This window comes from Halalkalibacter sp. HAAS-P014 (assembly GCF_056619965.1).
Window position 1 is genome coordinate 180,438 of the sequence record NZ_JBWQTV010000017.1, and the last position, 16,223, is coordinate 196,660.

A 16,223-nucleotide genomic window follows, 5' to 3' on the forward strand; every position below is an offset into this window, starting at 1 on the left:
GACTCCTTACATCGTTTTTATGTATCTATTAGTATAGTACATTGCTAACTAGGAACCAAGGAGCAAGGTGCTTCACAAAAAGAGAAGCAAGGGGAGAAGGGGGGCGTTTCGGGACTGGTGAAAAAGTACCTCGAAGAAGCGCAATGACTCTACTATGAAAAACCGACTCACTGAGTTGCAGGAGAAAGGGTTCTCATAAAGCCGATGAAGCCCCAATTATTGCTGTGATGTAGGGAAAAAGGTCTTCATAAAGCTGATGAAGGCCGAATTATTGCTGTGATGTAAGGGAAAAGGTCTTCATAAAGCTGATGAAGGCCGAATTATTGCTGAAAGCAATCTAAATTGGCTGTAATAGCAGTCAATAGTAAAAGAATTGCAGCTTTAGTAACGAAAGAAGCAAGAGAACAGTCCCTACGCTCCCCCGCTTCCCCAATTTATTAAGAATTTATGAAAACGCTGTCAAATTTTTATTGACTTATAGGTTGCTATAATTTATTATAAAAACATAATTAGTAAAGAGAGTTAACCAAATAAAGTTTTAATAATATAGAGCCTGTTAAATAGGTTATAAATACTGAAAATTGTTAGTTAAGAGGGTTAACAAAAGAGTTTATGAAGCGTTTTCATATTAATTTGTTTAGTCGGTTAACTAATGTTCAAAGGGGGGGAGTAGATTGGTTGAAGTAGGGTTAAGTCAAAAAAACGTGAAATTTAATAACCGAAGTAAGGTTCTGAAAGTGTTGAGGAAGCAACCAGGGATTTCACGTAAAGATATATCTGATCAAATCGGATTGACGAAAGCAGCTATTTCTTCAATTATCTCTGAAATGATTGATGAAAAAATAATCGTCGAAACAGGTAATCAAGAAACAGGGGTCGTCGGGAGAAAAAAGGTTTTGCTAGAGTTAAACAAAAATTATGGTTTTGTTGTAGGTTTAACTATCTCTGAAACTTTCGTAACAGTCCTCATAACAAACATATTAGGCGAAACGGTTGAAAAATATATTCATGAGTTTTCTGGTGGTGAATGCTGTAACAAGGATGAGGTCATAGATCTTATTGTTGAAAAAGTCCTATATCTCCTTTGGGTGAATGGTATAGATAATAAGTCGGTTCTTGGAATTGGTTTATGCTACATAGGTGAATTGGAAAACACTGATATCGATTACATTAAGGACCGAATGGCTAACAAGCTGAAGTTGAAAATAGTTATTAGCAATAATGTAAAAGCACTAGCGATGTTACAGGTCGATTTTAGTGTTGAAGAGACTAGTGAAAACTTTCTATTCGTTAAGTACGGACCAGGGCTAGGGATGGCAATTGTTGAAAGCGGAACCATTATTGAAGGTGTTAATAATAAAGCTGGAGAGATTGGTCACACCATTGTAGATGAAAATGCTAATAGTACCTGTCGCTGTGGAAGGACAGGTTGCCTTGAAGCCCTCATATCCGAAAAAGGAATTGTTGAAGACATTGAAAAGCTTGGTCCTAATTATAGCTATCTAATTATTAATAAAAATCTATCAGTAATTGATTATAAAAGTGTCAATGAACTGCTAGAAATGAAAGATCCATCGATTACTTCAATTTTTGAGCAACGATATGATCTTTTCGCCAAATCTCTTGCAAACAGTATTATATTGTTTAATCCGGAATACGTTTGTGTCTACGGATTGATATTTAGTCAACCAACAATCTTTAACATGATTAACACAAAGGTTAATAAGTATTTGGGGTCCAACACGACCTCGTTTATAAAACCTTCCGATTTAGATCCTACTAGCGATGCGATCGGAGCGGCAGCTCTTGTACTAAGGGAAGTATTTTATGATTCGGGTGGATTTCAAGAAGTCTAAAGCATTAGCACTTCGGTGGTAACGGCTAACTTGCCATAATATAAAACAAGTCATAGGAAGGGGTTAAGTAAAAATGAAAAGTTATTTGAAGATGGGGTTAGTTTTAATGGCATTCTTAGTAATGTTTGTTGCTGCGGGTTGTCAGCAAAGTGGTTCAAGTGAGGAAGCAGCAGGTTCAGGTTCTGACACTGATGCAAGTTCTGGTTCAAGAGAAGTAGTGAAGATCATTGTTCCTTACGGTGTTGGTGGAACAGCAGATGCGATTGGTAGAAAGTATGCACAAATTGCAGGGGAATTATATCCTGACTATAGTTTTGTAGTAGAACAAAAAACCGGTGGCGATGGGTTTGTAGGTGCCGCGTATTTTGAAAGTATTGATGTGAATGCTAAAGAGCTTCTTTTATTCGGGTATGGCAACGCTTACAGACATGAATTTGGAAATATATACGGTACTGAACAAGTTCCTTTTGATATGGAAAACTTGAACCCGTTAGCAGCAGTGGATGATAGAACATGGATTTTATATGGAAAGCCTGGTGACACACTGGAAGAAGTGTTTGATAAAGCGAGAGCTGGAGAATTAAGAATGTCAGGTGGGAATCCTTTATCTGACCCTCACCTAGCACTTGGTTCTTTAGTAGCTGTTGAAGATGGTAGTGTAACGGTAGTTGGTTATGATGGAGGAGCAGCGCAAAAGCTAGGTCTTATAAACGGTGAAGTTGATGTATTTATTGGAACAACACAAGCGGCGATGGGTGAAGTTGAAGCGGGAGATTTAGTTCCAATGCTTGCATTTTCTGAAGATTCATTTGACGGTTTAGTAGGACCAGATGGACCTATTAGTGTACCAGGATTGGTTAATGACAGACATCCTGATTTAAATTCTGACACGGATTATTCTGGTTCAATTCTACCGGCTGGAGGATTCCTTACTGCTCGTACAGGTGCAGATCAAGAATGGGAAGACAAAGTCATTGAAATTAGTAAAGCAGTTTGGGCTACTTCGGAATTCAGAGATTGGAAGGAAGAAATCGGCCTAAATCATTTTGAGATTTATGGTGATGATGCCCAAGCTCATTTAGATGATGCAATAGAAAGAGCTATCAATGCTTTTGAGTTGCTTCAGTAGTTAATAGTTTTTGCAAAAAAATAGGGAATTACAAAAACTGTATTCCCTATTTTTTAAATATGGAGGGGCTTTAAATGAAAATTCGTACAAATCTATTAAGTGGGATAATTTTTGGCATAATTAGCATTGTTTTTATTTTGCTAGTTCCTTCTCAGGTAGCTGTTCCGACTTTTAATAACGGTGGTCCAAGTCCTCGCATTATTCCGTATATCGTTTTATATGGTATGTTAATCTGTTCGGTTGCTCTCATAATTCAAAGCCTTGTTTTTAAAAAAGAACGTATCGTTGTTTTGGATTTTAAAGTTGAAAAAGCCTCGCTGATTGTTCTCGCAATCATGATTTTGTTTGGGATTGTCATGCTTAATTTTGGCTTTATCATAAGTGTTATCGTTGTTCTACCTATTTTGCTTTTTATACTTCGTGAAAGAAAACCGTTTATATACGGATATACGATATTTGGAGGGATAGGCGTGTATTACCTGTTTACTAAGGTTTTCAATATTACACTCCCTGTATTTGGAGGTTAAATCATGGAAGTAGTTTTAAGTGGTCTACAAGAAGTTTTAACATTACACAATATTTTAATTATATTAGCATCGCTAGTTTTAGGAATGATCGTGGGTTGTATACCCGGTCTTACAGTAACGCTTGGAATAATACTGTTATTGCCTTTAACATATTCATTTACTTCAGCATCAACGGCAATTATAGCCTTACTTGCTGTATATGTAGGTGGTATGTATGGTGGGTCAATTAGTGCCATTCTCTTGAACACACCTGGAACAAATGCCGCAATTGCTACTACCTTTGATGGATATCCGTTAGCGAAAAAAGGAAAGGTTAAAAAGGCCTTAGATGTTTCTTTATTTGCTTCTGTGGTGGGTGGTTTATTAGCAGGTCTGCTCTTACTGTTTGGGTCAGGATTAATTGCTAGTTTGGTTTCTGGCTTTACATCTACAGAGTATTTTGCGCTTTCTATTTTAGGTCTTTCATTAATTGCAGGGGTAAGTGGAGACAATATTTTTAAAGGAATCTTGGGTGGTTTGATAGGATTATTTATTTCGATCATCGGACTTGATGTTGTAACAGGGGTATCAAGGTTTTCGTTTGATACCATGCTTCTATATCAAGGGATCACTATCATGCCTGCAATGATCGCCTTTATAGCGCTAATACAAGTTATGATTAAATCGGCAGAATACATTAATGCAAAGGGCAACAACGGTAATATTTCAAAAATTGATAACGAAGGTTTAACAGGAAAAGAAAGAAGATCGATTATGCCAGCCATTTTAAGATCGACTGGAATTTCATCCATAATTGGAGTTATGCCAGGTGTTGGTGGTGGTGTTTCTCAGTTTATTTCTTATAACGAAGCGAAACGAACATCAAAACACCCGGAGGAATTTGGAAAAGGTAGCATAGAAGGAGTTGCAGCTGCGGAATCTAGTAATAATACCGTTGTGGGTACATCAATGATGCCATTACTTACATTAGGAATTCCTGGTGATGGTGTAACGGCTATCTTACTAGGGGCATTTATTTTACACGGAATTGTTCCTGGTCCTACAATGTTCACAAACCAAGGAACCGTAGCTTATGCAATTATATTTGGGCTTATCATTGCAAACATCTTACTGTTTTTTGTCGCATTAATTTTTACAAGACAAGTGGCCAAAATTGTTCAAGTACGCTATAGCTATTTAGGACCACTGATTATTACATTTTGTTTTGCAGGTGCTTTTGCTGCAAATGGTTCTCGCAACGAAGTAATTTTAATGATGGGTTTACTAGCAATTACTTATGTATTAGTTAAACTTGGCATTTCTGTTATCCCTATAATGTTGGGGATGATCTTAGCGCCGATCATGGAACAGAACTTTGTTAACAGTATGACGATCTATAGTGGTGATCTATTGATTTTCTTCAAACGCCCTATAAGTCTTGCAATCTTAATTTTGACCGTTATTCTTGTGTGGTCATTTATAAGGGTTAACAAAAAGGTTGCTCAAATTAGCGCAGAACAAGAGAAGAATGTCCAATCATGATGAAGTAGTAGATTAGATTAGATTAAATGAAATGTAAACGATTTCTATGGCGAGGTGTATTATGGAATTTATAAAAAAAGATAACAGTTTCACAATTTCTAGCAATGGTGTAGCGATTATTGACCATAAGGAAAGTTGCCCATTTATTTATGCCGGTATCGGAAAAGAATCCGTTAAACAGCATTACGGTGATTTTGATATCAAAGATAAAATTATTGAAAAAGTTGCTTTAAAAAACGTCGAATTTAACGGGGAGCTTGTAACTTTCAGTAACTGTGATTATAAAGTTACGTTACAAATGAAGGTCGAAGGAAATCGCATTTCCCTTGATCATATAGAAGCTGATGAGAGAATTAACCGAATGTTTTTTATGTTGAAATCGAATAAAGAAGAACGATTCTTTGGATGTGGTGAGCAATTTTCCTACTTAAATCTGAAAGGTCGTAACTTCCCAATTTGGACATCTGAACCTGGAGTTGGTCGTGATCGTACATCATTAATCACTTTCCAGGCTGATCAAATGGGCATTGGTGGCGGTGACTACTATAATACGAATTTCCCACAACCTACTTTTATATCAGATCAGAAATATATTTTTCACATGGATACTTCCTACTATAGCGATTTTGACTTTTCTGAGGATGAAGCTGTACAAGTTTCTGTCTGGGGTAAACCAAATAGCATATTTATCGAATCGGACACTTCTTTTCTAAATATCATGGATATTGTTACTGAGCACTTTGGTACTCAACCGATGTTACCTGATTGGTTACTAGACGGTGTCACAATTGGTATGCAAGGTGGTACTGATAAAGTCTATGAAAAAGTGAAACAGGCAAAAGAATATGGTATTAATGTCAATGCTGTATGGTGTCAGGATTGGGTTGGAAAGAAGATAACTTCGTTTGGAAAGCGTTTGTTCTGGAAGTGGGAGAAGAGCGACGAAACTTACCCTGAATTAGAAAAGCTTATAAAGGATTTAAGAAAGGATCATATCCACTTCCTTGCCTATATAAATCCGTACTTATTAGAAGGAACTGATATGTTTAATTATGCTTTAGAGCATGAATACTTTATCAAAAATTCAGAGGGAGAAGCTTATATTGCTGATTTCGGAGAATTCTTCTGTGGGACAATCGATTTCACCAATCCTGATGCGATGGAGTGGTACAAGAAGATTATCAGAACGAACATGATTGACTTAGGTATCAGTGGCTGGATGGCAGACTTTGGTGAGTATATCCCAGTAGACGCAGTGTTTTACAATGGAAAAACTGGTCTAGAAATGCACAATCAGTATCCTGCTCTTTGGGCTAAATGCAATTATGAAGCAGTTGAAGAAAGTGGCAAGCTTGGTGAAGTTGTATACTTTATGCGTTCAGGCGGCGTTGGGAATGCAAAGCATTGTACATTGATGTGGGCTGGTGACCAAAGCGTCGACTTCACAATCCATGACGGCTTGGCGTCAACGATCCCTGCTGCTATATCGTTAGGTTTGTTAGGAAATGGGCTGACACATGTTGATATAGGTGGATATACATCTTTATTTGGCAACGTGCGTACAGAGGAACTAATGCTAAGGTATCTTGAGTATTCAGTGTTTACACCATATATGAGAACTCATGAGGGTAACAGACCGGACGAGAACTTTCAATATGATCAAAGTGAAGAGTGCTTAAAGCAATTTGCGGCTTTTTCGAAATTGAGAAAAGAATTACTTCCATATATAAGGCATGTAGTTGAAGAAAATGCAACGAAAGGTATCGGAGCTATGCGTCCATTGTTCATGCATTATGATGAGGAAGCTTGCTTGGATATAGCTTATCAATATTTATTTGGAAGAGATTTACTTGTTGCACCAGTTTATAAAGACAATGTTACTGAATGGGAAGTATATTTACCAGAAGATGAGTGGGTTCATCTATTTAGCAAACAAACTTATCGTGGTGGAACAGTAACGGTTCCGGCTGAACTCGGAAACATTCCTGTCTTTTATAGAAAGAATTCATCCTTTAGTTCATTGTTTGACTCAATAGTGAAATGAATTAATAAAAATTAGTACAACTTTGGAACGCAAATCATTGTTGCTGCATTAAGGAACGGAAAACAAATCAAAGATGCTGCAGTAGCAGGGGTTGATATTGTTACATTGAGGTCTATAAGGAAGCTATGCAACTACTACACACGGTTTGTCTGTATTTAGAAATGCTTGGGACGAAACAGCAAAGGAGTAGAATTATGAAAAAATTTAAAGCTTTATATTTACCGATTGGTGTACCTACATTTCACCAAGAAAGTATCAATCAACAATTTGAATTATCAGTACAACTATTGAATGAAATATCGGAGGATATCGAGTGCCCAGCGTACCCGTTGTTAACAATTCCAGATTTGGTAGAATTCATAGATGATAAGCAATGTGATTTAATCATTCTTCAGAACAATGCATTTGCTAACTCTGAATATACAGCTGAAATTTTAAGAAGAATTGATGCTGATGTTTTACTTTGGACATTACAAGAGCCTGTAATTGATGGTGGTCGTTTGAGACTAAACTCTCTGACAGGGGCCTTTTCGGCTGGAAACTTGATGCATCATTTAGGAAAAGAGCGCTTCGAATATATTTGGGGTGCTCCATCGGATGAAGAAGTGCATAAAAAGATCAAAGCAGTTGTGGCAGCGGCAAGTCTTAAAAAAGAATTGAGATCAACGACATTAGCTTCAATTGGTCATACACCTCAAGGGTTTGGTTTTGGAAGAGGCATGGATGCAGAAATTTCTCGTTACTTTGGTATGAAGCATGTTGCTATAGAAGTTAGGGAGTTGTTGCAACGCGCAAAAAATCTAACTCTTGAAGAATGTGTAGACCAATCGAATGAAGCTGAAGGTAAGATGGTCAACCTAGATCATACACCACAGCAGAATAGAGATGATTTCATTCGCTTGTATAAAGCCTACTCTGACTTTGTAAAAGAGAACAATATTTCAGCTATTTCTTCAAGATGTTGGCCAGATCTTTTTGTGGATTACGGTACTCCCGTTTGTTCGGTACTTGGACTATTAAATGATAATTTAGTTGCGGCTTCTTGTGAAGCGGATGCCTACGGTGCGATTTCAATGTTAATTGGCATTAAGTTGTCTAATGAGAGTGTTTTCTTCGGAGATCCCGTTTCTTTAGACAAAACTGAAAATACGGTTACTTTTTGGCATTGTGGAACCTCTGCTTGTAGCCTAGCTCATCCAAGTAAAGGTGCCCAAGTTGGCGTTCATCCGAATAGAAAAATTGGACCTACTATGGAATTTGGCTTGAAACCCGCTAAAGAAGCTACTGTTTTTAGAGTTGGAAGAAAACCAGACGGTTCCATTCGTTTCTTTATTGCAAATGGAGAGATCCTAGATAAAGAACAGCAATTTTTAGGGACGTCTCTAGTATTAAAAACGGAAACACCTTCTATGGATCTAGTAAATCAAAGTGTAAGAGATGGTTGGGAACCACACTTTACCGTTGTTTATAAAGACATCAAAGAAGAACTACTCGTTTTAGGGAATTTCTTAAATGCTGAAATATGCGAATATTAAGGAGGAAATAAAGTGAGTATTTTAAAAGAGACGGACCGAAACGCTCTGGGAAGAGAAGGGGATTTCGTAAACAAAATAGAAGCGGTTAGAAGTATTCTTAAAGAAAAGGGCTTTGACGGGGTAGAAATTAAATCTCAAGCTAATTTTAGTTACCTCACTCGAGGAAGAGGGTTTATCGGACTTGCGTCAACCGCTGCATGTGGTAGTCTCTTTATTACACTTGACCGTATTTACTTAGTTAGTGAAAACATTGAGATCATGCGTTTATATAAGGAACAGTTAGATTCGAATCCTTCTGTAGAACCTATTGGATTTCCGTGGGATGAGCCTAAAAAGAGAGAGTTGGTTATAAAGGAAATTACCGAAGGACTAACACTTGCAACAGAAGAAGAGTTAGAACCGGAAATCTTTAAATTGCGCTCAATTATGACACCGTATGACCGTGAGGAGTATAGTAAGCTTTGTTATGAATCGGCTGTTCTGCTTGAGGAAACTTGTATGAACATTCAGAAGGGTGTTAGTGAATATGAACTAGCAGGAGAAATTTCTAACAAGCTTTGGAGTCATAATATTGAACCTATAACGATTCTAATTGCATTTGATGAAAGAGCTTATAACTACAGACACCCGGTTATGGCGGGTGAACGACTGGAAAATTATGCACTCGTAGGTATCTGTGGAAGAAGAAATGGATTAATTGTGTCTATTTCTAGGGACGTTCTTCTTAATAATGATGCCGAAATGATACATAAGCACGAAAAATGTGCGATGGTCAATGCTGCCTTTTTAAGTGAACTTAAAGTTGGTAATACACTTGAAAAGGTATTCAAAAGAGGGTTAATGGAATACGAAAAACAAGGGTATCCTCATGAATACAAGGAACACCATCAGGGTGGATTGACTGGTTTTATCCCTAGAGAACTGAGAGTAAATTATGGTTGTACACATGAAGTAAGGCAGAATGAGGTTTATGCGTTTAATCCTACAATTCAAGGATCTAAATGTGAAGATACCGTGTTAGTTACAGAAGAAGGAATTAATAATATGACCTATACTGGTAATTATGCCTATGTTACATGTGACATTGCTGGTGAAAAATTTGTGATGCCAACGGTATTTGTGGTAAACAATTAAAAGTTGGAGATTTTCTCCGTAAGCTCGAAATAAAAATCATACCGGCACGCATGACAAGTAACCGTATATCATGATTTTGTTAATCAGATATACGGTTATTTCTATTTAATAGTCTGGTTCAGTTGCAGTTAGGTCTTTTAACATATGAATTTAACTATTATTAAAAAACTTCCATAAAATATGTTGATAACGCCTTCATTTGATGTATAATAACTTTATAGGTAATGATCTTTAATTAAACATCACTACCTATGAGTGGGTGGTATTAATTTTGGTGGGAAATTAAAGTACAAGAGTCAGGGACCGAATATTTCGTCTCTGTTGATTCTCTGTAAGAAACTGATTTTAAACGAATAAAATGTATTTTGGAGAATGGAAGTACAGATTGGTTTTTGTTGAAGAGAGAGAATCATTATTCTTCGAAGAGGAACCAATCGAGGAGGTAGGGATATGCGCAAAAAAATATTGATTGGTCAAGCGGGGGGACCGACAGCGGTAATAAATGCCTCACTTGCTGCTTTTGTTGAGGAACTCTCCCACCTTCATCACATATCTTACATTGTTAATGGGTACGAAGGGTTAGCGAATAACAACATCGTTAATGGGACAGATGCGCTTCATGATCAAATTATTCAACATAGGAACGTTCCAGGAGCATGCTTAGGATCAGGAAGGTATCCTTCTGATGAAACAGTCATAAAAAAGTCTCTTAAAACGATAATGGATCTTAACGTGGATGTTCTTGTGATGATAGGTGGAAATGGGACGATGGCGGCTCTTGCTCAAATTGAACAATTAGCACGAGAAAGTAAGCATAAGCTTCAAGTCATAGGGATACCTAAAACGGTAGATAATGACTTAGGTGGAACAGATCATGCTCCCGGATTTGCAAGTGCAGCATCATATGTTGCCCAATCTTGTGTAGATAACAGTCGTGATTTAATGGCCATGAATAATTTTGAGCAAGTAAGAATAATAGAAACAATGGGACGAAACTCAGGCTGGCTCGCTGCCGCGTCTGGTTTTTTTACACAACATGTGGCAGAAGGACCACACTATATCGGTTTACCTGAAAAACCTTTCGACTTAGAAGAGTTTCTTGGGGTGGTTAAATCATCAATCGATAAATATGGTCATTGTTTAGCAGTTGTAAGTGAAGGAGTTAGGCTACCTAACGGACTGAGTAGATCAAAAGTAGTGAATGGTAGAGAAGTGTTAGGAGGTGTATCTGAAACACTTAAGTGTATTATTGAAGAGGAAATGGGTGTAAATGTTCGAGCTGAAACTCTTGGAATAAATCAACGCTGTTTATCTCTAGATAGCTCTAGTATTGATTCTCAAGAAGCCGAACAATGTGGTGTCTTTGCTGCAAAGCTTCTTCAGAATAATATATCTGGAGTTATGGTAAGCTTTAGTAGAGGAGAAGATTCACTAAACCATATGAATTTAATAGATGTCCCACTTAGTGACGTCATTGCTGCAGGTGAGAGAAAGCTCCCAGATGAGTTTATTAAGGACCTGCCTAAATATTACATGTGGTTAAGCCCTTTGATAGCAAAGGATCATATGGTCTATCCTACACCAATAATTAAGGGTGATGTTTATGCAGAAACATAAGTTTGAGCCTAATAAAGATAGTGCGCTTTACTTGCAGATCAAAGACATTTTAATTGAACGTATTCGAAGTGGGGTATGGAAAGAGCATGTGCTAATTCCTACGGAGAAGGAATTGATGGATGAATTTAACGTCAGTCGTACAACAATTAGAGAAGCGATATCAATTCTTGTCCAAACTGGACTACTAGAAAAAAAGCAGGGAAAAGGAACGATTGTAAAACCCCAAAAGTTAGCTGGGAATTTAGGTAGACTGACGGGTTTTGCAGAAGAAGTGATAGAAATGGGGCAAGTGATTTTTTCAAAAGTATTGCGTACCGAGTTCCGAAGTGACCTCTATCATGAACAATCCATGCTAAATGTAGGAGATGAGGAAATCTTACTCATTGAACGAATTCGCTTTGCTGATTCAGTTCCAGTTGCTTTAGAGAGAACTTGTTGGCCAAAAGAAATTGGTCAACTCTTAATGAAGTATGATCTTAACGAAGCAAGATACTACGACATTTTAGAAAAACATAATTACTATCTTAATGAAGCTTCAGAGAGCATTACTGCGATTAATGCTACGATTATCGAGGCCGATCTGCTATCGAGTCGACCTGGAGAAGCCATGTTACAGATGACTAGATTGAGTTACGGACTAAACAAAAAGCCGATAGAATATACAATAACGAAATATAGAAGTGACCAATATCAATATGATATTCAATTAAAAAGATAAATTTTAGGGGGAATTGTGATGGGATTTATTAGTGGTAAAGTAATGTTAGAGCATGCGTATGAAAACCAATATGGTGTTGGGGCTTTTAGTGCTCATAACGCTGAAACAATTATGGCAATTATCGAAGCGGCAGAAGAAATGAATGCTCCAATTATGATTCAAGTTGGCCAGAAGGTTATTCAAACAATAGGTATGGAACCTATGAAACAATTAATAGACTATTACGCGAGAGAGGTTCAAGTACCGGTTGCCATTCATTTAGATCACAGTCGATCTTTAGATCAAACATCCCGAGCGATTCAACTAGGTTTCCAATCCGTGATGTTTGATGGTTCAGCCCTTGAGTTTGAAGAGAATTCAAGAATTATGAGGATTGTTAGCGAGACTGCAAGATCTCTTGGTATAGGTTCTGAAGGGGAAATTGGTAAGATTGGTGGAACTGAAGATGATATTACAGTTGACGAAAAAGATGCCCTTATCACAAGTGTCGAAGAAGCAGTGGCATTTGTAGAGGCTACAGATGTTGATTATTTAGCTATTTCAATTGGAACAGCTCATGGTATTTATAAGGCAACACCTAACCTTCGTTTGGATCGACTTGATGAGATTTCAAAAGCAGTTCGTCGCCCAATCGTACTTCACGGTGGTTCTGATGTACCTGATGAGCAAGTTCAACGTGCTATAGAACTTGGCGTTGCAAAAATTAATGTAGACACAGAACTTCGTCAAGCATTTACAAGAGGTGTTCAAGAGTACTGGGCAGAAAATCCAGAAGGAATTGTCGTTGCGGATTCCCTTGGTGCAGGGAAGAATAAGATGAAAGAAAAAGTAAAAGAAAAGATTCGTGCATTTGGTAGTGAAGGTAAAGCTGCTAGTTTTGCTAAAAAAGAAAACATCGTGATGTTATGATGAATTGTTATAATCTTTATGCTCTGAACGGTTCTATATAACAATGTTAGGTCGGACTCCTCTCCTTTTGAGGGAAGGAGTCTATGAGACCACTAGAGTTTACGATTACAAAATTTTGTAGTGAAAAATAACATTATACTATCGAACTTATGAGATAGAAAACATTGAGGAGTGAGAATATGGCAATAACAGTCGCTGAGAAACAATATGGATTATATATTAACGGGAAATGGGAAAAAACGATTGAAACGATGGACGTTTTAAATAAATATAATCAAGAATCAATCGCTAGCATTTCAGTAGCTGAAAAAGATCATATTGATAAAGCTGTAAAAGGTGCTAAAGATTCATTAAATGATTCATTTTCACCATATGAAAGATATGAAGTATTAATGAAAGCAGCAAATCTGTTATTAGAGCGTTGTGAAGAATTTGCGCAGGTACTAGCTTTAGAAGTTGGAAAACCAATACGTGAATCGCGAGGAGAAATCGAACGCGCAGCTCAAACATTGGTTATTTCAGCAGAAGAAGCTAAGAGAATTCATGGAGAAGGGATTCCAGTAGAATCGGCGCCGGGTTCTGAAAACAGAATGGCTTTTACCGTTCGTGTACCAGTTGGAGTTATTGCTGCAATTACACCGTTTAATGTTCCGGTAAATTTGGTTTGTCATAAAATTGGACCTGCATTAGCAGCAGGGAATAGCGTTATATTAAAACCAGCTGAAGTAACGCCAATTTGTGCCCTAATGTTAACAGATTTAATGGAAGAGGCAGGTTTACCAAAAGGTCGTCTGCAAGTAGTAACAGGAGAAGGTGCTCAGATCGGAGAATGGCTGCTAGAAAACAAGGACGTCAATATGTTCACTTTTACTGGAAGCCCTCGTGTAGGTGAATACCTTCGTTCCAAAGCTGGCTTACGAAAAGTGGCATTAGAATTAGGAAATAACTCTGCAACAATCGTACACAATGATGCGAATTTAGAGCAAGCAGCATCATTAATTGCTCAAAAAAGTTTTAACAATGCCGGTCAAGTTTGTATTTCTGTACAACGTGTATATGTTCAAGAAGAGATTGCTGAACAATTTATTGAACTATTAAAGAAAAACACTGAGAAACTTGTAGTAGGTGATCCTTTAGACGAGTCAACAGATATTGGACCTATGATCCGTATTGGTGAAGCTGAGCGTGTTGAAAGTTGGGTAAATGAAGCTGTTGAACAAGGAGCTACAATTGCTTTAGGTGGAAAACGTAATGAGGCGCTTTTTGAGCCTACTATCCTTGTTAATGTAAATGATGATATGAAAGTTTGTCGTCAAGAAGTATTTGGTCCAGTGGTTTCAGTAGCAACGTATAAAGAAACCGATGAGGTTATTGCTAAGGTGAACGATTCAGACTATGGCTTACAAGCAGGTCTATTTACGAATAATTTACAATTTGCAATGAGAGCAGCACGTGAAATAGAAGTAGGTGGACTAATTGTAAACGATGCTTCTGCTTACCGTGTAGACCACATGCCTTATGGTGGAGTGAAGAACAGTGGGAATGGTAAGGAAGGTCCTAAGTATGCAATTGAGGAAATGACAGAAGAGCGAATTATTGTAATGAATTTATAAAAAGTGTTAAAAAGATATTTTTAGATTGAAGGTGGATAAGTGAGTTTCTTCCTTTATCTTATTCCGATTTTTGGTATATTCACTCTTGGTTATTTGGGGCAAAAAAAATTGGGGTTCGATACTAAGTCAATATCAACAATGGCTCTCTACTTAATGTCTCCTGTCCTAGTATTTCGAACCTTTTATACAACAGAATTTGATTTGACTTATGTATATATGGCATTGTACACATTTCTACTTTGTTTTGCTTTGATAGTGGTTGTATATATTATTGCGTTTTTTCGTAAATACTCCGTTAAAGAAACATGTGGAATGATCTTAGCATCTTCATTTATGAATAATGGAAATTACGGTACTCCAGTAGTGCTATTGTTGTTTGGAGCAGCTGGTCTTGATTATGCGATTATTCTAATGGTCATTCAACAGATTGTTATGTGTACAGTAGGTGTATATTATGCAGCAAAAGGTAGCGATGAAGGAGATGGGATTCGGTCTGCGATTAGGGCAGTGCAAAGAATGCCGATGATTTATGGAGGGATTGTAGGATTCATATTTCAAGCGCTAAACGTTAAATTGAGTCTTCCTATCATCCAAGCAGTCAACATGGTTGCCGATGCAGCAATTCCTACTATTATGCTCGTATTAGGAATGCAGTTAGCCAGAATTTCAGTTAGAAACCTTGAGAGAGAAAAAGTCTCTCTCTCACTTATTACGAAATTAGCCATTTCGCCAATAATTGCCTATTTCATTACATTGTTTTTACCCGTCGATGAAATGGTAAAGCAAATCATGATCATTATGGCTGCTATGCCTACAGCTGCAAATACGACGATGTATGCTTTACAGTTCAATACAGAACCGGAATTTGTATCTAGTGCAACGCTGGTAAGTACAATACTAAGTTTAGGTACTTTACCAATTATCTTTTTTCTTGTTCTATAGTAGCATGGTAATATAGAAAGAGATAAAATATAAAGTGTCAAATAAATAAAATAGCTAGAAAACGTTGGTACTAGTAGGGGTGTTCTAATGTTTTTTGATGGAAAAAGTATACTGCCAGCAGCACGTGATATTAAAGATTTCGAAGAGATGATCAAAAGTGACTACACGTACCTTATTTTGTTAAATAGCCATATTAGTCAGCTGAAAAGTCTTGTACGCCTTGGTAAGGATAATGGAAAAAAAATATTGTTACATGCCGATTTAGTGCAAGGGTTGCGCACAGATGAATATGCTGCACACTTTCTATGTCAAGATATTAAGCCAGCTGGGTTAATATCAACTCGGAAAAATGTTGTACTAACTGCAAAAAAGCATAAACTTATTTCCATCCAACGTCTCTTTTTACTCGATAGTATCGCGTTGGAGTCAAGTTATAAGTTGTTGGAAACGACAAAGCCTGATTTCATTGAAGTGTTACCAGGGGTTATGCCACATATCATAAAAGAAGTACATCAAACCACTAAAATTCCCATTATAGCAGGTGGATTGATTCGTGAAAAAAGAGAAGTTGAAGAAGCGCTAAATGCAGGTGCATCAGCAGTAACAACTTCAAGACGAGAGTTATGGAGATAACACGGAATCTTCCAACTTGACAGTGACAGTGGAGACTAAGGCAAA

Annotated in this window: 13 protein-coding genes; all 13 read left to right on the top strand. The window is 37.3% G+C overall.

Going from position 1 to position 16,223, the window contains the following annotated elements:
* Positions 1–674 precede the first annotated feature (674 nt).
* The 13 genes from AC1FXZ_RS15110 to AC1FXZ_RS15170 all read left to right on the top strand — a co-directional run bounded on the left by AC1FXZ_RS15110 (position 675) and on the right by AC1FXZ_RS15170 (position 16,178).
* A complete protein-coding gene (locus AC1FXZ_RS15110) occupies positions 675–1,856 on the top strand; it encodes an ROK family transcriptional regulator (protein WP_480055079.1) in 1,182 nt (393 codons plus the stop codon).
* Between the two features lie 73 nt (positions 1,857–1,929).
* On the top strand, positions 1,930–2,985 hold the full coding sequence (locus AC1FXZ_RS15115) for a type 2 periplasmic-binding domain-containing protein (RefSeq protein ID WP_480055081.1): 1,056 nt from the start codon (positions 1,930–1,932) through the stop codon (positions 2,983–2,985).
* 74 nt (positions 2,986–3,059) lie between these two features.
* The gene (locus AC1FXZ_RS15120; protein WP_480055083.1) at positions 3,060–3,512 is read left to right on the top strand and encodes a tripartite tricarboxylate transporter TctB family protein; all 453 of its coding nucleotides are present in this window, start codon (positions 3,060–3,062) and stop codon (positions 3,510–3,512) included.
* A gap of 3 nt (positions 3,513–3,515) precedes the next feature.
* Positions 3,516–5,033 carry a tripartite tricarboxylate transporter permease gene (locus AC1FXZ_RS15125; protein ID WP_480055085.1) on the top strand — a complete coding sequence of 506 codons (1,518 nt, stop codon included), beginning with the start codon at positions 3,516–3,518 and terminating at the stop codon, positions 5,031–5,033.
* 61 nt (positions 5,034–5,094) lie between these two features.
* Positions 5,095–7,077, top strand: a complete 1,983-nt coding sequence (locus AC1FXZ_RS15130; protein ID WP_480055087.1) for an alpha-glucosidase — start codon at positions 5,095–5,097, stop codon at positions 7,075–7,077.
* Between the two features lie 194 nt (positions 7,078–7,271).
* A complete protein-coding gene (locus tag AC1FXZ_RS15135; RefSeq protein WP_480055089.1) occupies positions 7,272–8,612 on the top strand; it encodes a hypothetical protein in 1,341 nt (446 codons plus the stop codon).
* A 12-nt stretch (positions 8,613–8,624) separates the two neighbouring features.
* A complete protein-coding gene (locus tag AC1FXZ_RS15140) occupies positions 8,625–9,746 on the top strand; it encodes a M24 family metallopeptidase (protein ID WP_480055091.1) in 1,122 nt (373 codons plus the stop codon).
* 450 nt (positions 9,747–10,196) lie between these two features.
* Complete coding sequence (locus AC1FXZ_RS15145) at positions 10,197–11,363, top strand: diphosphate--fructose-6-phosphate 1-phosphotransferase (RefSeq protein ID WP_480055093.1); 1,167 nt, start codon at positions 10,197–10,199, stop codon at positions 11,361–11,363.
* The gene (locus AC1FXZ_RS15150) at positions 11,350–12,081 is read left to right on the top strand and encodes a GntR family transcriptional regulator (protein WP_480055095.1); all 732 of its coding nucleotides are present in this window, start codon (positions 11,350–11,352) and stop codon (positions 12,079–12,081) included. Before AC1FXZ_RS15145 ends, AC1FXZ_RS15150 begins: the two co-directional genes overlap by 14 nt.
* Before the next feature lie 18 nt (positions 12,082–12,099).
* Positions 12,100–12,990 carry a class II fructose-bisphosphate aldolase gene (locus AC1FXZ_RS15155; RefSeq protein ID WP_480055097.1) on the top strand — a complete coding sequence of 297 codons (891 nt, stop codon included), beginning with the start codon at positions 12,100–12,102 and terminating at the stop codon, positions 12,988–12,990.
* Positions 12,991–13,169: 179 nt separating this feature from the next.
* A complete protein-coding gene (locus AC1FXZ_RS15160) occupies positions 13,170–14,603 on the top strand; it encodes an aldehyde dehydrogenase family protein (RefSeq protein WP_480055099.1) in 1,434 nt (477 codons plus the stop codon).
* 39 nt (positions 14,604–14,642) lie between these two features.
* The gene (locus AC1FXZ_RS15165) at positions 14,643–15,545 is read left to right on the top strand and encodes an AEC family transporter (RefSeq protein ID WP_480055101.1); all 903 of its coding nucleotides are present in this window, start codon (positions 14,643–14,645) and stop codon (positions 15,543–15,545) included.
* An 87-nt stretch (positions 15,546–15,632) separates the two neighbouring features.
* Entirely contained in the window at positions 15,633–16,178 is a 546-nt protein-coding gene (locus AC1FXZ_RS15170; RefSeq protein ID WP_480055103.1) for a glycerol-3-phosphate responsive antiterminator, read from the top strand.
* Positions 16,179–16,223 lie beyond the last annotated feature (45 nt).